This window comes from uncultured Nitratireductor sp. (assembly GCF_913053745.1).
GTDB lineage: Bacteria > Pseudomonadota > Alphaproteobacteria > Rhizobiales > Rhizobiaceae > Nitratireductor.
Genome location: NZ_CAJXGF010000019.1, coordinates 21,895 through 43,217, shown reverse-complemented (window position 1 = coordinate 43,217; position 21,323 = coordinate 21,895). Strand labels below are relative to the sequence as shown.

Here is a 21,323-nt window from a genome sequence, read left to right as displayed (position 1 = left end):
TTTCGGCTTCCGGTAGGGCAAGGATGTCGCGCCCTGCCAGGGTGGCCGTCCCCGCCGAGACGCGCGCCATAGGCTTTGGCAAAAGCTGCATCAGCGACAGCGCGGTCATGGATTTTCCCGAACCGCTTTCGCCGGCGATACAAAGTGTCTTCCCGCGTTCCAGCGAGAAAGACAGATCGTCCACGACCGTGCGCGCGCCCGTCGGCGTGGCCACCTGTACGGTGAGCCCGCTCACCTCTAGAAGGCCGGTGCTTGCTGTTTTTTCCATGGCGCGCGCTATGGTCATTGAGCCCTTCTCACGAGAATACGATGCGCGGGAAGTAGAACGAGACCACCCAGTTGGGCTGGTCGACGATCTCGCTGATGCGCAGGTCGCCACACACCGAACACAGCATGTAGGCGTCCTCGGGCGAGAGCCCGCGCGTGGCACACAGAAGGTCGATCATGCCGGAAAGAGCAGCGCGTGCACCTTCCATGAGGTCGGAGCCGATGCCCGTCGTCACCTCATAGCCTTCCGCATCCAGATGCCGCGTGACCGGTCCCGGCGTGGTGAAGCGCGGCATGGCAAGGTTGGCATCCTTCACCACATCCAGCTTTACCGCCACGTTCATCTGGCTCTCGATGGCCGTGCCGCACACTTCGCCATCGCCCTGGGCAGCATGGGTGTCGCCGATGGAGAACAGCGCCCCCTCCACCTCGACCGGCAGATAGAGCGTGGTGCCCGCTGCCAGATCGCGAATGTCGAGATTGCCGCCCATGCGGCGCGGCGGCACAACCGAGTGCAAGCCAGCTTCCGCCGGTGCCAGCCCGATTGTTCCGGCAAAGGGTTTGAGCGGAACACGGCCATGCTTGCCAAAGGCAGCCGGCTCAAGGCTCGTCGCGTCATAGTTCCACAACGTCAGTGCCGGGTCCTCGAACTGGTCCGCCAGAAGGCCGAAGCCGGGAATGTTCGCCGTCCAGCCGAAGCCGGACGGTTTGAACGAGAGGATCTCCACCTTCAGCGCGTCACCCGGCTTGGCCCCCTCCACATAGATGGGGCCGTTGACCGGATTGACCTTGGAGAAATCCAGCGTCGCGATATCGGCCACGGTGCTTTCCGGCGAAAAATGGCCGGAGCCGGAATCCAGACACTCGAATTCCAGCGTCGAGCCCGGCGTCACCCGTTCTGCGGGCGGGATCGAATGATCCCACCCAAAGTGGTGATGGCGCCCGTGGATGGTGTAGTCGCAGTTATTGCACATCTTTGGCATAGACCTCGTCATAGTGGACGGGAATGTGCACCGGATCGACGAACAGCTTGTCGTCGCCGCCGATGCGTTCGGAGCGAATGGTGAAGCGCTCTTCGTTGAAAATCGGTGCCCACGGGGCGTCTTCCATCACCTTCAGATAGATGTCGCGCCACATGGCCTCGCGCTCACCGGCCTTTTCCGGATCGACCATGGCATCGGCGTCCTTCGCCATGGCGTCGAGATCCTCATTGCAATACCAGGCCCAGTTCCAACCACCCGGCACCGCGCCGTCGCAGCCGAGGATCGGACCATAGAAGTTGGACGGATCGGGGAAGTCGGCAATCCACGCCATGCCGCCCGACCAGATCATCGGCGCTTGATCTTCCTCGCCGCCAGCCGCAATCACATTGGCCTGCGCCAGAGACTTGATCGAGGCATTGATGCCGATGGCCTTCAGATCCTGCTGGATCGCCTGTGCGATACGCGGCTGCGGGTCGGTGTTCATCACATAGAGTTCGGTCTCGAACCCGTCGGCAAGACCGGCCTCGGCCAGAAGCGCCTTCGCCGCTTCGGGATCATAAGCATAGCCCTCATAATCCTTGGCGTAGCCCGGCATGGAAGGCGGCAGCGGCTGGTTGGCGGCAACAGCGCGGCCATTGATGATGCGCAGGATGCGATCCTTGTTGATAGCCATGTTCACGGCCTTGCGCACTTCCGGCTTGTCGAAGGGCTCCATCTTCACATTCATGGTCACATAGCCGGTGTGTAGCTGGCCACCCTGAATGATCAGATCCTTGAATTTGGGATCGTTCTTAACCTCGATGAACTTCGCCGGCGGAATGCCGTCGCCCGGCGCGTCCACTTCGCCGTTCTGAAGACGCAGCAGCGCAACCACCGGCTCCTGCCCGACCTCGAAGACGATCTGGTCGAGCTTCGGCACGCCGGAGTTCCAGTAATCCTCGAAGCGTTCGAAGACCAGGCGCTGGCCAAGCGTCCATTCCGCCAGCTTGAACGCGCCGGAGCCGACCGGATGCTTGCCGAAATCGGCACCATGCTTCTCGACCTCTTCCTTGGGCACCACATGGGCGAAGTTGAGCGCCAGAACATGCAGGAAGGTTGCGTCGGGGCGGGAGAGTTCGAATTTGATGGTGTGATCGTCCACCACGGTGATGCCCGAAAGCCCGTCCGCATTGCCGCCGGAGGCTTCCTCAAAGCCCTTGATTGAGCCGAAAAAGCCGGCACCCGGGCTCTGCGTCTTCGGGTTCACCGTGCGCTCGATGGAGTATTTTACGTCCTCGGCGGTCAGTGCCCGGCCATTGTGGAATTTCACGCCCTCGCGCAGCTTGAAGGTGAAGACCGTGCCGTCGTCGGAAATCTCGTAGGATTCGGCGATTTCCGGGCGCAGTTCCGTGGTGCCAGGCACATAGTCCATCAGCCCGTCGAACAGCGACTTGATCATCGACCAGTTCTGCCAGTCGTATCCGATCGCCGGATCGAGCGTGGACACGTCGTCCTTGTAGGTCACGGTCATGGAGCCGCCCTGCTTGATGTCCTGGGCAAGTGCCGGGACGAGCATGGCGGAGGTGGAAAGGGCAGCGGCGGCGGCGCCGGCCAGAAGCAGTTTTCTCATCTCAAGTGTTCCTTTCTCTGGTGCTGCACGTTTTGTTTGTCTTGCATCAGCGCAGCTTGATGCGCGGGTCGATCAGTGGGGTGATCAGATCGGCAAGCAGATTGCCGAGCACGATGGCGCAGGCCGAAACCAGCGTGACACCCATGATGATGGGAATGTCGACGCGCTGGATCGCCTGCCAGGCGAGCTGACCGATGCCAGGCCAGCCGAACACGCTTTCCACCACCACGATGCCCGACATGAAAAGCCCGATGTCGATGCCGATCATGGCGATGATGGGCAAGATGGCGTTGGGCAGCGCATGGCCGAAAAGCACTTTTGCGCGGGTCGCGCCGGTGGCGCGGGCGGTGCGGATGTAATCCTGCCTGAGCACGTCGATCAGCGACGAACGCATCATGCGCGAATACCAGCCGGCTCCCAGAAAGCCGAGCGTGATGGAGGGCAGGACGAGATGCGCAAACGTGCCGTAGCCGCCGATGGGGAACCAGCCGAGCTTCACCGCGAAGACGTAGAGCAGCAGAATGCCGATCACGAATTGCGGTGCCGAAACGCCGACGAAAGAGGCGATCATCAGCGTGTCGTCGGTGCGCGAGCCGCGTTTCAACGCCGCCACCACACCCATGGTCAATCCGAGCACGAGTTCGCAGAAGATCGCACCAACCATCAGGAGAAGGCTGGCCGGCAGGCGGGAAGCGATGAGTTCGGAAACCTCGGTCTTTTGCAGATATGAGCGGCCGAGATCGCCGTTCAAAAGGCCGCCGAGATAGCGCAGATACTGTTCATAGAAGGGCAGGTTGAGGCCAAGCTGCTCGCGGATGTTCTCCACCGTGGCCGCGGTGGCGCTGCGGCCGGCGATCTGGCGTGCCGGATCGGCCGGCACGAGATAGAGCAGCACGAAGGTCACGAAGCTGATGCCGAGCAGGATCAGCGCGGTTTGGATCAGGCGGCGGGCGACATAGGCGGGCATCAGTGGCGCCCCTGCTGTGTCGGGTCGAGAATATCGCGCAGCGCGTCGCCGACGAGGTTGAAGGCTAGCGCGAGCGCCAGAATGGCCGCACCGGGAATGAAAACCAGCCAGGGCGCGGAGGTGAAATAGGTCTGGTTTTCGAAAATGATGTTGCCCCAGGAAGGAATGGGCGGCTGAACCCCGATGCCGAGGAAGGAGAGCGTTGCCTCCAGAAGCACGGTGGTTGCGATGCCGAGCGTTGCCCACACGATGATGGTGGACAAAAGATGCGGCAGAATGTGGCGGAACAGGATGCGCCCCGCGCCCGCGCCCATGGCGCGCTCGGCCACGACGAAATCGCGTTCGGCGATGGAGCGTGTCTCCGTGTAGGTCACGCGGGCGATCTGCACCCAGTTCACCATGGCGATCACCATGGCGACGATCCAGAGACTCGGGCTGAAGATCGCCGCCAGAACGATGGCCAGAAGCAGCGCCGGAAAGGCCATCATCAGATCGGTGAAACGCATCAGCACCGTGTCGACCCAGCCGCGGAAATAGCCGGCCGAAATGCCCACGGCCGAGCCGATCACCACGGCGATGCCGTTGGCCACCACGCCGATCACCAGCGATGTCTGCGCGCCATAGATGAGACGGCTGAAAAGATCGCGTCCAACGAGATCCGTCCCGAACCAGAACTGCGCATTGGGCGGCAGCGGCGCGCCCTCGATGGTCAACCCCTCGAAGAATTGCTCATAGGGATTGTAGGGCGCGAGCCATGGTGCAAAAACTGCGGCCAGAACCACCACCGCGATGATGATGAGCCCGGTCAGCGCCAGCGGCCGGCGCAGAAGGCGCGCCAGAACCGACGGCGTCGACACGGGTCTCTCCGTCTCAGCGACCGTTTGTGACATTCGTTTGTCCGTGCGTGTCGAAGCCAGCGACGATGCTGGCCGCAGCCCTTTCGATGGAGCGCCTTTCGGCCATGGCTGTCTTGCGAAGGCGGTTGTAGGCGGCCTCGGCACCGCAATTGTGTTTCAGCATGAGGATGGCGGTCGCCTCGGCAATGACCTGCCGTTTGGCCAGTTGGTCTTTCAGTCGGACGATTTCCTGGGTCTGTGTCGTGCGCCGCAGAAACCCCTGGCTCGCCACGACAAGTGCGCTGTAGAGCCCGGCGCTGCCGATGGGCTTGAGAAGCTGTGCGTCCGCCCCCTGGCCGATAGTCCAGGCGATCCGGCCCGGTGCCTCGGAGCCGATCAGCGCGATGATCGGTATGGGTGCCAGTCCCGGCGCCCAGGGAAACTGTTCGTCATGACCCATATCGGCGTCGATCAAGAGCACGTTGAAACCGGACATCGCATCTTGATCGTCAAGCGTGGGCCAGGCCTGTTCGGCCGTGATGCCGATGCGCGCGCATTGCGCGCTCAGGGCGTCCACGTTCTGGTGCGGGCGGTGCAGGATCAGTGCCCGCCAGCCGACGAAATTGGGGGTATGGGCAAGCGAAGGGCTCATCGCACCACCCTTAGCTGACGCGCATCGGCGCCACTGCTGGCATACAGCCGGTCAAGCGGCGTTGCCGTCAGGAAGGGATCCGGCGTTATGGTTTCACGACAGTGGTGCACGATGTCAAAATCGCCATCGGCGCGCGCCCGCCCGATGTGTCCGCAAAGGCTGACATGGTTCGTGCCGCGATCGACACGTACGGAACCGAGCGGCGTTGCCGTTCCGCTGCTGCGCACGGCCTCCAGAACGCCCTGCGCCTCGTCGCTGCCGGTCTGGCGGATGGCTTCAGCGATCATTACCACCGCCGCATAGGCTTGTACGAAGAAGGCATCCGCCACTTGACTCGGGTTGTCGGCCTTCATGCGTGCCGCGAACCGGTCGTTTTCCTCGCTCGCCAGCGCCCGAAAATAGCTCGAAACCGTATAGTGCCCGGCGGCATTTTCGCCGAGCCGCGTGGTCTCGTTCTCGCAGAGATTGCAGCTTATCACCGGACAGTTTTCCGGCAGAAAGGCCGGATCTTCCTGCCCAAGCGCGCGGTAGGCGGCAAGAAAAGCGTAGGAGGATGGGCCGATCAGATTGTTGAGGATGAAGTCCGGTCGTTTCTCACGGATTTCCGTGATCAAGTGGCCAATATCCTCGTCGCCTATGGGCACATAGCGCTCGCCTAAAACGGCGCCGCCGGAGCGGGTGAGGATGTCGCGGGCGATGCGGTTCGTCTCCCAGCCCCAGATGTAGTTGGAGCCGGTCAGGAAGGCGCGGGCGCCGAAACGCGGAACGATGTGGTCGAGCAGTGGCACGAGATGCTGGTTGGCGCAGGCGGCCACGTAAACGAGGTTCTCCGAAACTTCGAAGCCCTCATAAACGCATGGATACCACAAGAGCGCGTCGAGCTTTTCAACGACAGGGATCACCTCCTTGCGGCTCCACGAGGTGGTGCAGCCGACGATGTGCTGAGCGCCGGACTTACGGATCAGATCGCGACAAAGCTCCGCATAGCGGTCGGCATTTCCCTTCGGGTCGGCATGATGAACCTTGAGCTGAAAGGGATAGGCGTTGTCGGCGTTGATGTCGCTCACTGCCGCCAGTGCGCCGAAATAGCCTTGCTCGGCCGGACGGCTGTAACCGCCCGAACGCGAAAATAAAACCCCTACCGGATAAACGCTCACACCCGTTCCCCAAACGCAAAAGGCCCCGGCGGGAACAACAATATTCCCAACGAGGCCCAGATGCCAAAATCTTATTATGTCTTAAGCCTAGCCAGTGACGCGAAACTGTCAAGAGCGTCGTGGATTTCGAATTGCTGCGGCGCAGCAAGGTGCGGCGCTTGACAAGACATCGCGTCATGCCTCATTGATCCTACCAATGCGTTCAAGGGAGGAGCAATGACGTCGCGCGGTACGGCTCCATGGAGGTCGGGAGCCTTCATCACGGCTGAGGTCATCGGTCAGGCGATTGTGGAGGGCGAGTTTTCCCAGGGCGAGCGTTTGCCTTTGGAAGCGGAGCTTGCGTCGCGCTTTGCGGTTTCGCGCAACACGCTGCGCGAAGCGATGAAGCTGCTCGCCGCCAAGTCCATGGTGGCCATTGCGCCACGTCGCGGAACCGTGGTTTTGCCGCGCGCTGAATGGAACGTGCTCGATCCCGATGTGATCGACTGGTTCGGGTCGTTCTTTCGCGCCGACCCGCAGTTTCTCGAAGAGTTGGCGAAAACCCGCCAGACCATCGAGCCGGCGGCTGCCTTCGAGGCTGCCGTTTCGGCCACTCCGGAGCAGGTGCAGGCCGTCGCAGCGGCCTATCGTGCCATGGAAGGCCAGCACGGGAGCGATAGCACTGTCGAACAGGTCAAGGTGGATGTGGCTTTCCACCTCGCGGTCGCCGATGCGGCAAACAACCGATTTATCCAGTCCATCATCCGCTCGATCATCCATGCCGTGCGCGCCAATTTCGAGGCACTCATCGAGCAACCGGGCAATTTCGAGGGGAATCTGAAAAATCACCGTCTCGTGTACGAGGCCATCGCCGCGCACGATCCGGGTCGGGCCCGTGCGGCAATGGACAAGCTGCTGGAGCAGAGCCTGTCCGACACCAAGGAGCTTTTCGGTTCGACGCGAACACGGCGCGGATCGTCAACCGGCATCGACTGAATGCCAATCAACGGAGGAGAAGCAATGAAATACGCAACCCTGACGACGCTGTTTGCGGCGACCGTGGCCTTTGCCGGCCCGGCCTTCGCCGAATATCCGGAACGCCCGGTCACGCTGATCGTCCCATGGTCGGCTGGCGGCGGCACCGATGCCGTGGGCCGCATGCTCGCAAAAGGCCTGCAGGAACAATTGGGCACGCCGGTGAATGTGGTCAACCGCACCGGTGCCGGCGGCATTGTCGGCCATACGGCAATGATCGACGCCGATCCCGACGGTTACACGCTGGGCCTTGCGACCGCTGAACTGACAACCTACGCCGCGATTGGCACATCCCAGGCGTCCCCGGCTGATGTCACGCCCATCGCGCTCGTCAATTTCGACGCATCGGCTTTCAATGTGCGCGCCGACAGCGATTGGGAAGACGCCAAGCAGGCGCTTGACGACATCAAGGCCAATCCCGGCGAGTTCAAAGCGTCCGGGTTCCCGGTCGGCGCGGCGTATCACTTGGCCTTTGCCAGCTTCCTGAACGACAATGGTGTCGATCCGACCGCGCTTACTGTGGTGCCCAGTCAGGGGGCGGCTCCTGGATTTCAGGAACTGGTAGCCGGCGGTGTCGCCGTTGTTCCCTCGTCGCTGCCGGAGGCCGCCTCGATGCGTGACGCCGGTCTGGTGAAGACGCTCGCCGTCCTGGCCGACGAGCGGCTTGCATCCTACCCCGACGTCCCAACTGCCGAGGAGGCCGTGGGCACGGCTTCGGTCGGCGGCACCTGGCGCGGCGTTGTCGGGCCCAAAGGGCTCGATGAGGCAATCGCCGACAAGGTGGAGGCCGCGCTCGACACGGTCTATCAGAGCGACGAGTTTCAGGAGTTCATGAACAGCCGTGGCTTCGGCGTGCGCTGGCTTCCTGCGGATGAGTTCGGCGCGTTCATGGACGACGCTTCCAAAAGCAATGCCGAAGTCATCGAGAAACTCGGATTGAAACAGTAACCGGGCGTGGGGAGGCCGAGACCATGCGTATGAACGACGCCGTGACAGGAGGAATTTTCGTTCTCCTTTCGGCCATCATTCTGTTTGCCGTTCGAGGCTTCCCCACCCTGCCGGACCAGCCTTACGGCCCCGGCACGTTTCCCGCCATCATCGCGGCCGTGATGATGGTTGGCGGCCTAGGCCTGATCTGGAGTGGGATACGCAGCCATGTGCCACTCGTCGAGGTCGCCGACTGGATGCGCGGTCCGGCCACGTTGCATCGCATGGTCTGGGTGCCGGGTTTCGTCATCGCCTATATTTATTTGAGCAAGCCGGTCGGTTTCCCGCTTCTGGTGCCGGTGCTGCTGGGTGCTTTCCTGTCCGTCACAACGGGCAGGCCCGCGCGCTCCGCGCTTATTGCCCTGCTTGGAACCGCCGCCCTTTGGCTGCTCTTCGCCTATACTTTGCGTGTGCCGCTGCCGCTCGGCCTGCTGACGGAGGTGATCTACTGATGGACGCCGTTCTGACAGCTTTCGCCGAGGTTCTGCAGCCGCAGGTATTTTTCATCATCGTTGCGGCGTCAGCCTACGGCCTGATGATCGGTTCCATTCCCGGCCTTACCGCGACCATGGGGACGGCGCTGCTGGTGCCGATTACGTTCTTCCTGGACCCGATCCCGGCCATCGGCGCGATTGTCGCGGCCACCACCATGGCCATCTTCGCCGGCGATATTCCCGGCGCACTTCTGCGCATTCCCGGTACACCGGCATCGGCGGCCTACACGGACGAAGCCTATCGCATGCGCGAGAAAGGGCAGGTCGAACTGGCGCTCGGCGTCAACATGGTGTGTTCCACCATTGGCGGCCTCGTCGGCGTCGCCGTTCTCATCTTTGCTGCGCCGCAGATAGCCGCGGTATCGCTGGGCTTTTCCAGCTACGAGTATTTCTGGCTGGCGCTGCTTGGCCTGTCCTGCGCCATTTTCGTGTCCAGCAGTTCGCCGGTGAAGGGCGTCTTGTCATTGTGCGTCGGTCTCATGCTGTCCACCATCGGCATCGATGTTGTGATGGGCGTCAAACGTTTCACCTTCGGAGATACCGAACTGATCGGCGGCGTCTCCATTATCCCGGTTCTGATCGGCATGTTCGCCATCACCGAGATCTTGCGCAAGGTCGCCCGCCCCTCGCGGTTGCCCGCGCCGCCGCCGGTACGGCTCGGCGCGATGGTGTCGGGTGTCGGCAGCACCATTTGGCGTTTCAAGGGCGGCGTGGCGCGTTCCTCGCTCATGGGCAGCGTTATCGGTGCACTGCCGGGCGCCGGCGCCGATATCGCCGCCTGGATCGCCTACGCGATTTCCAAGAAATTCTCCCGATCCCCGGAGAAATTCGGGACCGGCTATCCCGAGGGCATCGTCAGCGCTTCGAGTGCCAACAACGCGGCTCTGTCCGGCGCCTACGTGCCGAGCCTGGTTTTCGGCATTCCCGGCGATACCATCACCGCTATCCTCATCGGCGTCCTTCTGATGAAAGGCATCACGCCGGGGCCGATGGTCTTCGTTATGGACACCGGGCTGGTGAATGCGATCTTCGCGGTCTTCGTCCTCGCCAATCTCCTGATGCTGCCGCTCGGTCTGGCCGCCGTGTACGGCTCGCGCCGGCTGCTCGGCATTCCGCAGGACATCCTGTTTCCGATTATCCTCCTGTTCTGCGTGATCGGCGCGTTCGCCGCCAACAACACCCTGTTCGACGTGTGGGTGATGTTGGTGGTGGGGCTCGTCGCCTTCCTGCTGGAGGAAAACGACTTTCCGCTCGCGCCGATGATCTTGGCGCTGATCCTCGGGCAACTGGTCGAGGAAAACTTCATGAAGTCGATCATCAAGGCGGATGGGCATCTGGCCGAGTTCTTTGCCCGTCCCATTGGCGGCACGCTGGGCGTGCTGACATTGACGCTCTGGGCGCTTTTGATCGGCATGTCGCTTCACAGGGCATGGCGTGGGCGCCACGCCGAAAAACCGGAGACTGAATGAATGACGAGAACGGTTGTCGTCGTCGGCGGGTCGAGCGGCATCGGCCGCGCCATTGCCGCCGGCTTCGCAGGCGGGGAGGGCACACGCGTTGTCGCGACCGGGCATGAGCAAAGCGCCGTGGGCGATCTGCCGAACGGTGTCGAGGGGGCGGTTCTCGATGTGCGTGACGCAGAAAGCGTCGCCCTGTTCTTCGCCGCGTTCGAAAGTCTCGACGTACTGATCAATTGCGCCGGCGTGATCCGGCGCAACAAGGCGGAGTTTCGGCAGCAGGACTTCGCCGACGTGCTGGATATCAATCTCAACGGCACGCAGCGGTGCTGCGAGGCCGCCCATGCGGCGCTAAAGGTCGCTGGCGGCTGCATTATCAACACCGCATCCATGCTCACCTATTTCGGCAGTGCCACTTCGCCGGCTTACGCGGCCTCGAAGGGCGGGGTAGCGCAATTGACGAAGTCGCTCGCCATGGCCTGGGCGTCGGACGGTATCCGCGTCAATGCGATCGCGCCGGGCTGGATCGCCACCGATCTGACGAGGGCGCTTACCGAAGACCCTGCGCGCAGCGACGCGATCCTGTCGCGCACGCCCATGAAACGCTGGGGCAGGCCGGACGATCTCGCCGGCCCGGCGCGTTTTCTCGCTTCCCCCGAAGCCGCTTTCGTCACCGGCGCGATCCTGCCGGTGGATGGTGGTTATTCGGCCTCTTGAAGAAGGACTTGACCTGATGAGCAAACCCTACGCCAACGACACGGAGATGTTCGCGCTCATGCGTGAGCGGCTGTTCACCGCCGTGCTTGGAGACATACTCGACCAGCTGGGCCTGCGCCGCCAGTTTCTACCGGCCGGCATCGCGCCGTTGAAACAGGAGATGATCACGGTCGGCCGCGCCATGCCCGTTCTCGAGGCCGATGTGTTCGACGATGGCGGCCCCGAGGCGCGCGGGCCGCTCGCGCACAAACCGTTCGGCCTGATGCTCGAGGCGCTCGATGATTTGAAGCAGGGCGAGGTTTATGTGGCCACGGGCGCATCGCTGCGTTATGCGCTCTGGGGCGAGCTCATGGCCACCCGCGCCGGTTTCCTCAAGGCCGCCGGCGCGGTTCTTGACGGATACGTGCGCGATGCCGACGGCATCGAGGCGCTCGGCTTTCCGACCTTTTGCCGCGGCGTTTACGCACAGGATCAGGGGCCGCGCGGCAAGGTGATAGACTTCCGTTCGTCTGTGGAGATCGAGGGCATCCGGGTCGAGCCCGGCATGCTCGTGTTCGGCGACCGTGAGGGCGTCCTGATCATTCCCCGGGATGCGGAAGAAGAAGTGGTGCGCCGCTCGCTGGAAAAGGCCGAGACGGAAAGCCGCGTCGGCACGGCGATCCGCGAAGGCATGCCCGCGGTCGAGGCTTTCGAAACCTTTGGCGTGATGTAATCGAAGGAGAAAGATGTGGCCCAGAGCGAAGACGAAAAGAGAATGCCCTATCAGTTGCCCATGCCGCCGGAGGCGGGCAGCGACATCGTCGTGTCCAGTGTGATCCCGCAGGATGAGCGGGTGTGGGTGCCGCAGGCCGAGCAAGTCTGGTTCCGTCCGCTGTGCTTAAACGCTTCGCAAGGCTATTGGGTAAACCTTTTGAAGGTGCGCAAGGCCGGTGTCCTGGCGAGGCACCGCCATCCGAACCCTGTTCACGGCTATGTGATCAAGGGGCGCTGGCATTATCTGGAGCACGACTGGGTGGCCGAGGAGGGGGGCTATGTCTATGAGCCGCCGGGCGAAACCCACACGCTCGTCGTCCCCGAAGACGTTGAGGAGATGATCACGCTCTTTCAGGTGAACGGCGTCATGTATTACGTCGATCCCTGGGGCAAGCATGAAGGGTTCGAGGACGTCTTCACAAAGATCGAGATGTGCCGCAAGCACTATGAAAAGGTCGGCCTCGGCCGTGATTTCGTCGATCAATTCATTCGCTGAAACGCAAACCGGCAGCGTGCCTTCCGGTCGTCTCTGGGAGGCAGGCGCGGGAACATCGACCGAGTGTTCACACGGGCTTTCGACAAGGACCGAACGAGCGCTTCTGCAGGACGGCTCTGAAAACGCGCCTCCGGAGGCCGGCGATGTCAGTTACATCAACGGCGATAATTTATTTTTATATGCATCTACAATGATAATTTATTGACAAAATGTCTGGAAATGTTTTCTTTGGGCACCAAAGTCGCTCGCAAAGCGCGGAGATCAAGCGTCTCCCGATCGCCTGGGCCATCGAATAGGGCCAGATGATGCCGGGAGCAACGAGACATTTCGGCGCTGTCAGTCAACTGCGAGCACCCGCCAGATGGGAGTATCAATGCCGCAGCCCGGACAGGACACGTTACTGGATGTTCGTTCACTTGCCGTCGAGTTCGGCTCGAACCGGGTGGTGGACGATCTGAGCTTCAAGGTGGCGCCGGGCCGCACACTGGCGATCGTTGGCGAATCCGGGTCCGGCAAGTCGGTCACATCGCTCTCCATCATGCGTCTGATCGACCACATGAATGGCACCATCGCCGGTGGCGAGATCCTGTTCGATCACGGCAGTGACAATGCGATCGATCTGGCAACCGCATCGGTCGATACCATGCGTCGGGTCCGCGGCAAGGACATCGCCATGATCTTTCAGGAGCCGATGACGTCGCTCAACCCGGTCTTCACCATCGGCGACCAGATCGCCGAAGTGCTTATGTTGCATGAGGGCGTTTCCAAAAAAGAAGCGCTGCGCCAGGCTGGCGATCTTCTGGAGATGGTGCGCCTGCCGGATGCCCGCGCGCTGCTTTCGCGCTATCCACACCAGCTTTCCGGCGGTATGCGCCAGCGCGTCATGATCGCCATGGCGCTGGCCTGCAAGCCAAAGCTGCTGATCGCCGACGAGCCGACCACCGCGCTCGATGTCACCATCCAGGCTCAGATTCTGTCCATCGTAAGCGATTTGCAGGAAAAGCTCGGCATGGCCGTCATCTTCATCACGCACGACATGGGCGTGGTGGCGGAGGTGGCCGACGAGGTGGTCGTCATGTGGCGCGGCCAGAAGGTCGAGGAAGGCCCGGTCGACCAGATATTCGCCAACCCGCAGCACGCCTATACGCAGACCCTCTTGTCGGCCGTGCCGACGCTCGGCTCGATGAACGGCGAAAAATATCCCAAGCGCCTGCCGGTTGCCGTCATGGATGGCGCAACGCCCCGTATCGTCGGCGAAGAACACCTGCAGGACACGGCGCGTTACGATCAGGCCCCGCTTTTGAGCCTGAAAGGCTTGGAAACCCGCTTCGACATCAAGAAGGGCTTCTTCGGCGGCGTTACCCATCGTGTTCACGCGGTGGAAAAGGTGAGCCTCGATATCTGGCCCGGCGAAACCCTTTCGCTGGTCGGTGAATCGGGATCCGGCAAGTCCACCATCGGACGCACGATCCAGCAACTTCAGGGAGCGACGGGCGGTGAAATCTTCTTCGAAGGCAAGGCGATCTCAGCCATGTCGTCGGCCGAGCGTCACAGCCTGCGCCAGAAGGTGCAGTATGTGTTTCAGGATCCGTTTGCCTCGCTCGATCCGCGCCGCACGGTCGGCTTTTCCATCGCCGAACCCATCGTCACCCATGGTCTGATCGAGGGCTCTGCCGCCCGCCAGAAGCGCGTGGACGAACTGCTTGAGCGCGTCGGTCTCAGGCCCGAACATGCGCGCCGCTACCCGCATGAATTTTCCGGCGGCCAACGCCAGCGCATCTGCATCGCACGCGCACTCGCCTCGCGGCCAAAACTCATCATTGCCGACGAGGCGCTTTCGGCGCTCGACGTGTCGGTGCAGGCGCAGATTATCAATCTCATGATGGAGCTTCAGGCCGACGAGGGGCTGTCCTATCTTTTCATCAGCCACGATATGGCCGTGGTGGAGAAGGTCAGCCATCGGGTCGCGGTGCTCTATCTCGGCCAGATCGTCGAGACGGGTTCGCGCGAGGCCGTGTTCGAGCGGGCAACGCACCCTTACACGAAAAAGCTGCTCTCGGCCGTTCCCGTCGCCGACCCGACGAAGCGGCCCGACCGACCGATGCTGGAAGGCGAGATCCCAAGTCCCGTCCGCCGGGTCGGCGACGAACCGGAAATCCAGCCTCTGGTGGAAATCGCGCCCGATCATCTGGTGGCGCAAGCCGCTACAGGCTGATCACTGGAACACAAACACCAAAGAAACGGAGGACTTATCCATGAAATTGGGCATCACACGCGGCGCATTGCTCGCCGCCGTGCTGGCGGCTCTGCCGTTCGGCGTCACGCCGGCGCAGGCCGCAGGCACGCTCACCATCTCTTCCCCGCAGGATCCGGGCAGCTGGGACCCGATCGACACCTTCCTGGTGAACTGGTCGTCCGTCGCCACCAACATCTATGACGGCCTGGTCTATCGTGGTCCCGATACGAAGATCGTCCCCGGTCTCGCCACCGAGTGGGACGTGCTCGACGAGGGCAAGCGTCTCCGCTTCAAGCTGCGCGAAGGCGTCAAGTTCCACAATGGCGAGGATTTCAACGCCGAGGCCGTAAAATTCACCTTCGACCGTCTGCTTGGCGAAGAAGGCAAGAAGGGCCCGCAGCGCTCCAATTATGCCGTCATCGAAAAGGTCGAGATCGTTGACGATTTCACGGTGGATCTGGTTCTGACCCAGCCCGATCCGGTGCTCATCACCAAGCTCGCAGGCTATGGCGCGATGATCGTGCCGCCAAAATACGTCACCGAGAACGAGGAAGATTTCGTCAACGCAAATCCCGTCGGCACCGGCCCGTTCAAGATGACCTCCTACGAGCCGAAGGTCGGCGTGAAGCTTGAAGCCTTCGCCGATCACTGGGGCGGCGCACCCAAGCTCGATGCCGTCGAGTACCGCTTCATCTCGGAGCCGGCCACCGCCGTTGCCGAGCTGCAGGCCGGCCGTGTCGACATCGTCATCCCGCCGACCATTCCGATCTCCATGGTTCCCACCATCGAGGCGGACGACAAGCTTGAAATCCGCTCCGTCACCAGCCCGACGGTCTATGCACTGCGCTTCAACACCGGCAACGGCATCACCGCCGATGAGCGCGTGCGCAAAGCGATGATCATGGCCGTCGACCGCAAGGCCATCATCGACGCCGTTCTCGGCGGACAGGCCAAGCAGATCGCATCCTTCCAGTCGGAACTGTCCTTCGGCTACGACCCGGAGATGGAGCCGCTGCCCTTCGATCAGGCAAAGGCCAAGGAGCTTCTGAAGGAAGCCGGCATCGCTGCCGGCGCACCGGTCCAGATCGACATTCGCGGCAATGACGCCACCTTTGGCGAAGTCACCCAGGCAGTTGCGAGCTACCTGCAGATGGTCGGCCTCAACGCCACCATCAAGCCGTATGAGACCAATGTCCTGCTCAACGACATCATCCCGCAGGGCAAGACGGGCGAAATGTTCCAGCAGAGCTGGGGCGGCTGGACGCTCGATTACGACAACACCGCTTACCTGATGTACCACACGGGCGAGCGCTGGAACCCGTATGACAGCGATAAGGAACTGGACGCGCTTCTGGAATCGCAGCGCCCCATGATCGACGCCGAAAAGCGCGAAAAAGTGCTGCAGGAGATCGCACATTATGCGGCCGATCGCGCTCTCGAAATGCCGCTCTACAACCTCAATGCGCTCTATGGCGTCAACAAGCGGGTGAAGAATTTCATCGCGCCGCCGGACAGCCGCATGCGTCTCAACGAGGTTGAAGTCGAATAGTCCTCCCAGGACAAGAATGTCGGGGGCGGTTCTTGCCGCCCCCGAGCCTGTGAACCTGGCGCAAACCGCATGGACTCACGCGGGCGCGCACCGAATTTATCCCGGAGGCTCTGGTGGCCAGTTTTCTTCTCAAACGCATCCTGCAAGCGGTGTTCGTCGTTTTCGTCGTCACCCTCACGGTGTCGTTCGCCATCCGGCTCACCGGTGATCCAGCACTCATGCTTTCTCAGGGCGCGGGCAGCGTCACGGAAGAGGATCTGGCGAATATCCGCCAGGCGCTCGGCCTCAACGAGCCGTTCATCTCCCAATACTGGGACTTCATCAAAGGCCTGTTCGTGGGCGATTTCGGCCGCAGCTTCCTTGGCGGAACCTCGGTCTCCCTGCTCATTTCCAGGGCCCTGCCGGCCACACTGGCTTTGGCGTTTTCCTCCATGCTGGTGTCTATCGCCATTTCCATTCCGCTCGGCATTCACGCTGCGGTCAACAAAGGCAAAACCGCCGATCAGGTGATCCGCATCCTGTCGCTGGTCGGTCTTTCCTTCCCCAATTTCTGGCTCGCCATCATGCTGGTACTGGTGTTCTCCATCATGCTGCAATGGCTGCCGCCGTCGGGCATGGGAGGCTTTGCGAGCTTCATCATGCCGGCGGTCACCATGGGCGTCATTCTCACTGCCACCAATGTGCGCCTGGTGCGCACCGCCATGCTCGAGACGCTCCGCTCGCAATACATTCAGGTCGCCCGCGCCAAGGGCCTCAGCGAGACCAAGGTGCTCTACAAGCATGCGCTGAGAAACTGCGCCATTCCGCTCATCACCTATTTCGGCCTCCAGTTCGGCGGCCTTCTGGGCGGCATCGTGGTCATCGAGCGTGTGTTCAACTGGCCGGGCCTCGGCACGCTCGCCTTCGATGCGGTGGCGGGTCGTGACTATCCGGTTCTGCAGGCCGTCATCACCGTGCTTTCGCTGCTCATCATCGGCGTCAATCTGCTGGTTGACATCGCCTACGGGCTGGTCGATCCGCGTATCCGCAACCGATAGAAAGGACGCATTCATGGCACAGGCTGTTTCGCGTTTGCGTCACTTCAAGAACATCGAGTTCATTCTCGGCGTACTGCTCGCCGGCACGATGACATTGGCAGTCCTTTTCTCGCCACTGCTGTTTCCCGGTGGCGGCGAACAGATCGATCTCGCCGCGCGCCTGACCAAACCATTTACCGACTGGACCCACATTCTCGGTACCGATCCGCTGGGGCGCGATGTGCTTGCGCGTGTGGTCACCGGCGGCAAGATCTCGCTTCTCGTCGGCTTCACATCCGTTGCCGGTGCCGTGGTGGTCGGCGTCGTCATGGGGCTGATCTCGGGCTATTATCGCGGCTTCTGGGACATGCTCGTCATGCGCTTTGCCGATGTACAGCTGGCGCTTCCCTTTATCCTGCTCGCCATCACGTTCATTGCCATTGTCGGCGGCGGCATCACCAACACGATCGTTCTGCTCATCGTGTCGCAATGGGTGCAATATGCCCGCCTTGTGCGCGGCTCCGTCCTGTCGCTCAACGACCGTGAATTCATCCACGCAGCCAAGGCCATCGGCGTGCCGGATTTCAAGATCCTGTTCCAGCACCTTCTGCCCAATCTCGCCGGCCCGGTCATCGTGCTGATGACGCTCAACGTCGCCACCAACATCCTTCTGGAAAGCTCGCTCACCTTCCTCGGTCTCGGCGTCGATCCGACCATCCCCAGTTGGGGCGGCATGCTGGCCGACGGACGCACCTATCTGCAGAATGCCTGGTGGGTCAGCGTTTTTCCTGGGCTTGCAATCCTCTTCACCGTGCTCGGCCTGAATCTGCTTGGCGATTGGCTGCGCGATCTTCTCGATCCAACAGGACGCACAGAAACATGACCGCGATCTTCGAAAAGACCTTCGACCGCACGCTCGACCGTTTGGTCGCCGACTACGCCAGCGAGGCATGGAGCGGTGCAGAGCTGGAGGCATGGCTTTTCGAGGATGAAGCCGCGCGCCGCGGCGCCGAGAAGCGCCTTCGGGCGGCAGGTATCACGGCTCGGCTGCACAGTGCTTACAAGCCGCTCGTTCATTTCTTCACCGAAGATGCGCCGAATGATGCAAGCCGCGTCGCCATCACCTATCCGGTCAGTCCCGCGGCCGGCGAGCAACGTTTCCTTCTGGAGGCCTATCCGCTCGCGGGCATGGTGGGCGGGGCGGAGATCGCCTTCGCTCCGGCCGAGGCCGGCGGGCCACTCGAATACGGCGTCGAGCTTACAGCGGCGGATGGCACGGTTTCGCGTCACGCGGTTTTCGCGCCCAACCGGCTCGCCGCCGACCATATCGGCGAAATGCTCCTGTCGCCCTGCGGTTGGCTGCGCGTGCGTCATCCGGATGGCCGCAGCATCGATGAGGCTCTGGAGACCGATTTCGAGCGCCTGTTCCAAGAGACGGTTCGGGCCATCGATGCGCATCCATGGGGCGAGCGCGAACCCTTCTTCGAGGCACTGCACATCGCTGTTTCCATGCCCGGTACAGACGAGCGGCTGCCAGTCGGCGAGGAGGCGATCAGCCGGCATGAAGCGCTGCACGAGGACTTCTATTTTTCGCTGCTCGAACTCTTCCAGAAGAAATCCGGCCGCCCGCTCGGTTCGCGCGGACTCCAGCCCGGTCAGATCATTCCGGTGATCGCGGCAGGCGAGGGGCCGCTGACCGTCAAGGTGGAAACCCGACCGCTCTCCACAGAACCAGCCGCCTGGCCGGTGCAGCCGCTGCACGAGGCCACGGGGCCGTTTTCGGTTGCCGCGGTGAATGAAACGCTGGAGCGGATCGGTGGCGAGGCGTTCGGGGTTACGTCGCGCGCGGGCCGCTCCTTGCCTGCCCGCTATGTCAGCGGATGCGATCATCCGATCATGTTGAGCGGCGGTCAGCATCCCAACGAGATTTCCGGCGTTGCCGGGGCGCTGCGCGGGGCGGCGCTGTTGTCGGAGCGCGAGGGCGCGCATTTTACGGTCTCGCCATTGGAGAACCCGGACGGCTATGCGTTGCACTGGCAACTCTGCCAGAGCCAGCCGCACCACATGCATCACGCCGCGCGCTACACCGCGCTGGGTGACGATCTCGAATATCGCGAGGCCGAGCCGCTTTACGAGAAGGGCATTCGCAGCCTGTGCTTCGCGCGCACGACGGCGGCGCTCCACGTCAATCTGCACGGCTATCCCGCGCATGAGTGGACGCGGCCGCTGACCGGCTATATCCCGCGCGGTTTCGAGATGTGGACGGTGCCCAAGGGCTTTTTCCTGATCGTCCGCCACAAGGCGGGTTGGGGCGAGCGCACGCGCCGGCTTTTGGAAAAGGTAACGACGGAGCTGGCGAAAGTGCCGGGCTTGGTCGAATTCAACGCACGCCAGATCAGGCTTTACGAGATCCATGCCGGCAGGTTGCAATTCGAGGTTCTGAACGGTTTCCCCATTACGATATCGGAGGACGACCGTCACGACGCGCCGATGATGCTCATCACGGAATATCCCGACGAGACCATCTATGGGGACGCCTTCCTTTTGGCGCATGAAGCGCAGGCACGGACGGTTGTGGCCGCCTACGATGCGTTGCAGGAGATGATGGCGGAAAGCCTGATGGTTTAGGCCTGATCGGTTTTCTTCGCCGCCGCCTGTTCGTGCCAGGCATGGTCGATGGAGCCTTCGGCGGCTTTGTGAAAATACTGGGAGCAGACCAGCCAACCCTTGAGTGGGCGCAGCAGCGCCATGCAACTGAGGATCGTCAGCGGCACGGTGGTGAAAACGTGCACCCATAGGGGCAGCTCAAACGCCATCTGGAACCACACGCCGAAGGCAAGGGCGGGAACGGCGGCAATGGTCATGGCGAAGAAAGCCGGGCCGTCGGCCGGATCGGCGAAGGAGAAATCGAGGCCGCACACGTCGCAGCTTTCCGCGAGTTGCAGATAGCCTTTGAAGATGTGCCCCTTCTGGCATTGCGGGCAGCGGCCGAGCGCACCGGTCAGCATAGGATTGTCGGTGGGTGTGTGTTGGGCGTTCTTCATCGCGGCCTCTCCGTTTCGGGGCCAGTTTCTTCGAAAGAGAACTGCACGGCCATGTGACAATTCAGCTTGCGACAAAATTGCCGAAAACTCCCGGAAATTCCAAGATTTTAGGAAATACGCTTTCGTTTTCCGGAAAACGACGCGTTTTACGCCAAAAGTTGCTGGCCGTGAAAATCGTCCTTCGCGGCCTCCGCTTCGGTCTTGATGAAGTCCGTCAGCATTCGGATACGCGGCGTGTGGGCGACGTCCTGATGGGCGATGCACCAGTAATAGCGTTCAAGATGAATCTCTTTCGGAATGACAGGCACAAGGTCGGGATAATGCCGCGCCATGAAGTTCGGCATCACGCACAGCCCCAGCCCTTTTCGCGTGGCGGCAAGCTGCGCGTGAATGCTGGAGCTCTGGTAGAAGGCGCGGGCGCCCGGCAGGATCTCCCGATGGTAGTCGAGGCCCGGCGTGAAGATCATGTCTTCGATGTAGCCGATGATGCGATGGGAGCCCAAATCGGATTTGCGGCGCACCGGAGGATGCTTTTCCAGATAGTCGCGCGTGCCATACAGAAACAGGCGGTACATGGTGATCTTCTCATAGTGATGAGATCCGGCCCGGTTTGTCGAAAGCGTCACCGACATGTCCGCCTCGCGGCGCGACAGCGAGACGATCTGCTGGATGATGAGAAGTTCGATCGACAGGCTGGGCAGGGATCGTGCCAGGTCGGGCAGGCGGTCGGCGAGAAAGAAATTGCCGAACCCTTCCAGCGTGCTGATGCGCACCACACCGCTGACCGAGGTTGCATCGCCGGCAAGCTCGCTCTGCACCTGCGAGGCTTCGCGCTCGATCACCTCGGCCCGTTCAACCATCTTTTCACCGGCCGCCGTGAGGAGATAGCCGCGCGGATTGCGCTCGAAGAGCCGCGTCCCCAGTGCCTGCTCCAACCGGTCGATCCGGCGCGAAACCGTGGCATGATTGGTTCTGAGCTTGCGAGCGGCGGCCGAAAGTTGCCCAGTGCGCGCGACGGCGAGGAAGAATTGCAGGTCGTCCCAGGAAAATGGCCGCATCGCTCTGTACGTTTTTGCACCGTGTTTGTGC

Annotated in this window: 21 protein-coding genes; 12 read left to right on the top strand and 9 right to left on the bottom strand. The window is 62.0% G+C overall.

All coding sequences use genetic code 11. From position 1 onward, the window contains the following. The 7 genes from QZ638_RS05260 to QZ638_RS05230 form a co-directional block, all read right to left on the bottom strand. Positions 1-286: ATP-binding cassette domain-containing protein (locus QZ638_RS05260; RefSeq protein WP_295807765.1), on the bottom strand; the 286-nt coding region annotated here is incomplete at its 3' end. A 10-nt stretch (positions 287-296) separates the two neighbouring features. Further along, positions 297-1,241, bottom strand: coding sequence for an acetamidase/formamidase family protein (locus QZ638_RS05255; protein WP_295807763.1), 945 nt, complete (start codon positions 1,239-1,241; stop codon positions 297-299). Continuing rightward, positions 1,231-2,859: an ABC transporter substrate-binding protein gene (locus QZ638_RS05250; RefSeq protein WP_295807761.1), complete on the bottom strand. Its 1,629-nt coding sequence runs from the start codon at positions 2,857-2,859 to the stop codon at positions 1,231-1,233. The genes QZ638_RS05255 and QZ638_RS05250 overlap by 11 nt, the downstream gene beginning before the upstream one ends. A gap of 46 nt (positions 2,860-2,905) precedes the next feature. After that, positions 2,906-3,826: an ABC transporter permease gene (locus QZ638_RS05245; RefSeq protein ID WP_295807759.1), complete on the bottom strand. Its 921-nt coding sequence runs from the start codon at positions 3,824-3,826 to the stop codon at positions 2,906-2,908. Continuing rightward, positions 3,826-4,716: an ABC transporter permease gene (locus QZ638_RS05240; protein WP_295807757.1), complete on the bottom strand. Its 891-nt coding sequence runs from the start codon at positions 4,714-4,716 to the stop codon at positions 3,826-3,828. Before QZ638_RS05240 ends, QZ638_RS05245 begins: the two co-directional genes overlap by 1 nt. Beyond that, positions 4,697-5,314, bottom strand: a complete 618-nt coding sequence (locus QZ638_RS05235; protein ID WP_295807755.1) for an ANTAR domain-containing protein — start codon at positions 5,312-5,314, stop codon at positions 4,697-4,699. Before QZ638_RS05235 ends, QZ638_RS05240 begins: the two co-directional genes overlap by 20 nt. After that, positions 5,311-6,471, bottom strand: a complete 1,161-nt coding sequence (locus QZ638_RS05230; RefSeq protein ID WP_295807754.1) for a transporter substrate-binding domain-containing protein — start codon at positions 6,469-6,471, stop codon at positions 5,311-5,313. The genes QZ638_RS05235 and QZ638_RS05230 overlap by 4 nt, the downstream gene beginning before the upstream one ends. A gap of 216 nt (positions 6,472-6,687) precedes the next feature. On the opposite strand from QZ638_RS05230, the gene QZ638_RS05225 reads away from it, so the two are divergent. From QZ638_RS05225 to QZ638_RS05170, 12 genes are all read left to right on the top strand, one after another. Continuing rightward, on the top strand, positions 6,688-7,446 hold the full coding sequence (locus QZ638_RS05225) for a FadR/GntR family transcriptional regulator (RefSeq protein ID WP_295807752.1): 759 nt from the start codon (positions 6,688-6,690) through the stop codon (positions 7,444-7,446). Between the two features lie 24 nt (positions 7,447-7,470). Further along, the gene (locus tag QZ638_RS05220; RefSeq protein WP_295807750.1) at positions 7,471-8,433 is read left to right on the top strand and encodes a tripartite tricarboxylate transporter substrate binding protein; all 963 of its coding nucleotides are present in this window, start codon (positions 7,471-7,473) and stop codon (positions 8,431-8,433) included. 23 nt (positions 8,434-8,456) lie between these two features. Next, the gene (locus tag QZ638_RS05215; RefSeq protein WP_295807749.1) at positions 8,457-8,924 is read left to right on the top strand and encodes a tripartite tricarboxylate transporter TctB family protein; all 468 of its coding nucleotides are present in this window, start codon (positions 8,457-8,459) and stop codon (positions 8,922-8,924) included. Continuing rightward, positions 8,924-10,435 carry a tripartite tricarboxylate transporter permease gene (locus tag QZ638_RS05210; RefSeq protein WP_295807748.1) on the top strand — a complete coding sequence of 504 codons (1,512 nt, stop codon included), beginning with the start codon at positions 8,924-8,926 and terminating at the stop codon, positions 10,433-10,435. Before QZ638_RS05215 ends, QZ638_RS05210 begins: the two co-directional genes overlap by 1 nt. Beyond that, complete coding sequence (locus tag QZ638_RS05205; RefSeq protein WP_295807745.1) at positions 10,436-11,140, top strand: SDR family oxidoreductase; 705 nt, start codon at positions 10,436-10,438, stop codon at positions 11,138-11,140. A gap of 16 nt (positions 11,141-11,156) precedes the next feature. Further along, positions 11,157-11,852, top strand: a complete 696-nt coding sequence (locus QZ638_RS05200) for an RraA family protein (protein ID WP_295807743.1) — start codon at positions 11,157-11,159, stop codon at positions 11,850-11,852. Positions 11,853-11,912: 60 nt separating this feature from the next. Then, a complete protein-coding gene (locus QZ638_RS05195; protein WP_295807772.1) occupies positions 11,913-12,389 on the top strand; it encodes a 2,4'-dihydroxyacetophenone dioxygenase family protein in 477 nt (158 codons plus the stop codon). Between the two features lie 373 nt (positions 12,390-12,762). Continuing rightward, positions 12,763-14,604: a dipeptide ABC transporter ATP-binding protein gene (locus QZ638_RS05190; protein ID WP_295807741.1), complete on the top strand. Its 1,842-nt coding sequence runs from the start codon at positions 12,763-12,765 to the stop codon at positions 14,602-14,604. Positions 14,605-14,644: 40 nt separating this feature from the next. Next, the gene (locus QZ638_RS05185) at positions 14,645-16,174 is read left to right on the top strand and encodes an ABC transporter substrate-binding protein (protein WP_295807738.1); all 1,530 of its coding nucleotides are present in this window, start codon (positions 14,645-14,647) and stop codon (positions 16,172-16,174) included. A gap of 113 nt (positions 16,175-16,287) precedes the next feature. Further along, entirely contained in the window at positions 16,288-17,211 is a 924-nt protein-coding gene (locus QZ638_RS05180) for an ABC transporter permease (RefSeq protein ID WP_295807736.1), read from the top strand. Positions 17,212-17,224: 13 nt separating this feature from the next. Then, positions 17,225-18,073 carry an ABC transporter permease gene (locus QZ638_RS05175; protein ID WP_295807734.1) on the top strand — a complete coding sequence of 283 codons (849 nt, stop codon included), beginning with the start codon at positions 17,225-17,227 and terminating at the stop codon, positions 18,071-18,073. Then, positions 18,070-19,818 (top strand): peptidase M14, encoded by a 1,749-nt coding sequence (locus tag QZ638_RS05170; RefSeq protein ID WP_295807732.1) that lies wholly within the window; start codon positions 18,070-18,072, stop codon positions 19,816-19,818. The genes QZ638_RS05175 and QZ638_RS05170 overlap by 4 nt, the downstream gene beginning before the upstream one ends. Here the strand turns inward: QZ638_RS05170 and QZ638_RS05165 are convergent. Continuing rightward, the gene (locus tag QZ638_RS05165; protein ID WP_295807730.1) at positions 19,815-20,234 is read right to left on the bottom strand and encodes a DUF983 domain-containing protein; all 420 of its coding nucleotides are present in this window, start codon (positions 20,232-20,234) and stop codon (positions 19,815-19,817) included. The genes QZ638_RS05170 and QZ638_RS05165 overlap by 4 nt on opposite strands. Before the next feature lie 146 nt (positions 20,235-20,380). Next, a complete protein-coding gene (locus QZ638_RS05160; protein WP_295807729.1) occupies positions 20,381-21,292 on the bottom strand; it encodes a LysR family transcriptional regulator in 912 nt (303 codons plus the stop codon). Positions 21,293-21,323 lie beyond the last annotated feature (31 nt).

Bases quoted from the DNA above. Each gene is read 5' to 3' on its own strand.
- QZ638_RS05225 (WP_295807752.1), top strand. From the start codon at position 6,688: ATGACGTCGCGCGGTACGGCTCCATGGAGGTCGGGAGCCTTCATCACG.
- QZ638_RS05160 (WP_295807729.1), bottom strand. From the start codon at position 21,292: ATGCGGCCATTTTCCTGGGACGACCTGCAATTCTTCCTCGCCGTCGCG.
- QZ638_RS05175 (WP_295807734.1), top strand. From the start codon at position 17,225: ATGGCACAGGCTGTTTCGCGTTTGCGTCACTTCAAGAACATCGAGTTC.
- QZ638_RS05200 (WP_295807743.1), top strand. From the start codon at position 11,157: ATGAGCAAACCCTACGCCAACGACACGGAGATGTTCGCGCTCATGCGT.
- QZ638_RS05250 (WP_295807761.1), bottom strand. From the start codon at position 2,859: ATGAGAAAACTGCTTCTGGCCGGCGCCGCCGCCGCTGCCCTTTCCACC.
- QZ638_RS05220 (WP_295807750.1), top strand. From the start codon at position 7,471: ATGAAATACGCAACCCTGACGACGCTGTTTGCGGCGACCGTGGCCTTT.
- QZ638_RS05185 (WP_295807738.1), top strand. From the start codon at position 14,645: ATGAAATTGGGCATCACACGCGGCGCATTGCTCGCCGCCGTGCTGGCG.
- QZ638_RS05240 (WP_295807757.1), bottom strand. From the start codon at position 4,716: ATGTCACAAACGGTCGCTGAGACGGAGAGACCCGTGTCGACGCCGTCG.
- QZ638_RS05215 (WP_295807749.1), top strand. From the start codon at position 8,457: ATGCGTATGAACGACGCCGTGACAGGAGGAATTTTCGTTCTCCTTTCG.
- QZ638_RS05170 (WP_295807732.1), top strand. From the start codon at position 18,070: ATGACCGCGATCTTCGAAAAGACCTTCGACCGCACGCTCGACCGTTTG.
- QZ638_RS05255 (WP_295807763.1), bottom strand. From the start codon at position 1,241: ATGTGCAATAACTGCGACTACACCATCCACGGGCGCCATCACCACTTT.
- QZ638_RS05195 (WP_295807772.1), top strand. From the start codon at position 11,913: ATGCCGCCGGAGGCGGGCAGCGACATCGTCGTGTCCAGTGTGATCCCG.
- QZ638_RS05245 (WP_295807759.1), bottom strand. From the start codon at position 3,826: ATGCCCGCCTATGTCGCCCGCCGCCTGATCCAAACCGCGCTGATCCTG.
- QZ638_RS05190 (WP_295807741.1), top strand. From the start codon at position 12,763: ATGCCGCAGCCCGGACAGGACACGTTACTGGATGTTCGTTCACTTGCC.
- QZ638_RS05235 (WP_295807755.1), bottom strand. From the start codon at position 5,314: ATGAGCCCTTCGCTTGCCCATACCCCCAATTTCGTCGGCTGGCGGGCA.
- QZ638_RS05165 (WP_295807730.1), bottom strand. From the start codon at position 20,234: ATGAAGAACGCCCAACACACACCCACCGACAATCCTATGCTGACCGGT.
- QZ638_RS05210 (WP_295807748.1), top strand. From the start codon at position 8,924: ATGGACGCCGTTCTGACAGCTTTCGCCGAGGTTCTGCAGCCGCAGGTA.
- QZ638_RS05205 (WP_295807745.1), top strand. From the start codon at position 10,436: ATGACGAGAACGGTTGTCGTCGTCGGCGGGTCGAGCGGCATCGGCCGC.